Here is a 2,056-nt window from a genome sequence, read left to right on the forward strand (position 1 = left end):
CTCTATGAGCGCGTCAAGCATGTGATCCCGCCGGTGGAATGGCCGCTGATGGCGCCGACGATTCACGCGATCAACGAGCTGAAGCGCGCGCGAGGCGCCGTCATCCTCGCCCACAACTACCAGGCGCCGGAGATCTTCCACTGCGTCGCCGACATCGGCGGCGACTCGCTGCAGCTCGCGGTCGAAGCCACCAAGGTGAAGGCCGACATCATCGTCCAGTGCGGCGTGCACTTCATGGCGGAGACCGCGAAGCTGCTCAATCCGGACAAGACCGTCTTGATCCCGGATTCGCGCGCCGGCTGCTCGCTTGCCGCCAGCATCACCGGCGCGGACGTGCGGCTGCTCCGCGAAAAATTTCCCGGCGTGCCCGTCGTTGCCTATGTCAACACCTCGGCAGAGGTGAAGGCCGAGGTCGACATCTGCTGCACCTCATCCAACGCGGTTGAGGTGGTGGAGAGCCTGAACGCGCCGACCGTGATATTCCTGCCCGACCGCTATCTGGCGACCTACGTCGCCTCCAAGACCGACGTGAAGATCATCGCCTGGAAGGGCGCCTGCGAGGTGCATGAGCGTTTCACGGGCGAGGAGCTGCGCGAATATCGCCAAGCCGATCCGTCCGTGAAGATCATCGCGCATCCGGAATGTCCGCCGGACGTGCTGGCGGAGGCGGACTTCACCGGCTCGACCGCACACATGATCAGCTGGGTCCGCGCGAAGCGGCCGCGGCGGCTGGTCATGATCACCGAATGCTCGATGGCCGACAATGTCAGGGCCGAGCTGCCTGACGTCGAGATGCTGCGCCCCTGCAATCTCTGTCCGCACATGAAGCGCATCACGCTCGCCAACATTCTGGAGAGCCTGCTGACGCTGCGCGAGGAGGTGACGATCGATCCCGCGCTGGCACAGCGCGCCAGGCGCTCGGTGGAGCGGATGATCAATCTGAAGAATTGAGAGCAAGACAACATGCAACACAGCATCCACGACCTCGCCCGCACCGACGACGTCGTCATCGTCGGCGGCGGCCTCGCCGGGTTGTTCTGCGCGCTGAAGCTGGCGCCGCGGCCGGTGACCTTGATCTCGGCGGCACCGCTCGGACAGGGCGCGTCGTCCGCCTGGGCACAAGGCGGCATCGCCGCGGCGGTGGCCGAAGGCGATACGCCGGAGGCACACGCCGCCGATACGGTCGCGGTCGGCGGTGGCCTCGTCGACGCCGCAATCGCGCTCGGGATCGCGCACGAGGCGGCGCCGCGCATCGAGGATCTTCTTGCCTACGGCGTGCCGTTCGATCGCGACCTCGAAGGCAGGCTTGCCGTCGGACGGGAAGCTGCGCATTCCGCACGGCGCATCGTGCATGTGCGCGGCGATGGCGCCGGCGCCGCCATCATCGCCGCCTTGAGCGAGGCGGTACGCCGCGCGCCCTCGATCCGTTTGGTGGAGGGCTTCGTGGCCGAAGCACTGTACACCGAGGCCGGAGCGGTCACCGGGCTTCAATTGCGCGAGGCCGGATACCCCGCTGCACCGCCGGTCATGCTCGCCTCGCGCATGATCGTGCTGGCGACCGGCGGGCTCGGCCATCTCTACGGCGTCACCACCAATCCATCTGAAGCGAGCGGCTTGGGCCTCGCGATCGCGGCCCGCGCCGGCGCCGTCATCGCCGACCCCGAATTCGTGCAGTTCCACCCGACCGCAATCATGGTCGGCCGCGATCCCGCGCCACTCGCCACCGAAGCCCTGCGCGGCGAGGGGGCGACGCTGATCAACGGCAACGGCGAGCGCTTCATGCCGGCGCACCACCCGCTCGCCGAGCTCGCGCCACGCGACATCGTCGCCCGCGGCGCGTTCGCCGAGATCGCGGCCGGGCGCGGCGCCTTCCTCGACGCGCGGCAGGCGCTGGGTTCGCGCTTTGCCGAAAAATTCCCGACGGTTCATGCGAGCTGCGTCGCAGCCGGTATCGATCCGGCTGCGCAGCCGATTCCGATCGCGCCGGCCGCGCATTACCACATGGGCGGCATCCTGACCGACGCGCAAGGACGCAGCACGGTCGACGGGCTGTGGG

Annotated in this window: 2 protein-coding genes; both read left to right on the forward strand. The window is 68.1% G+C overall.

Annotated elements, in window-relative coordinates; genetic code table 11:
- On the forward strand, positions 1–951 hold a 951-nt coding region (nadA, locus tag JHD07_RS13350; protein ID WP_291622785.1), incomplete at its 5' end, for a quinolinate synthase NadA.
- Between the two features lie 12 nt (positions 952–963).
- Positions 964–2,056, forward strand: a 1,093-nt coding sequence (locus tag JHD07_RS13355) for an L-aspartate oxidase (RefSeq protein ID WP_291622786.1), incomplete at its 3' end; no start/stop codon positions are given.

The sequence above is a fragment of the Bradyrhizobium sp. genome (genome assembly GCF_016462955.1).
Taxonomy (GTDB): Bacteria; Pseudomonadota; Alphaproteobacteria; order Rhizobiales; family Xanthobacteraceae; genus Bradyrhizobium.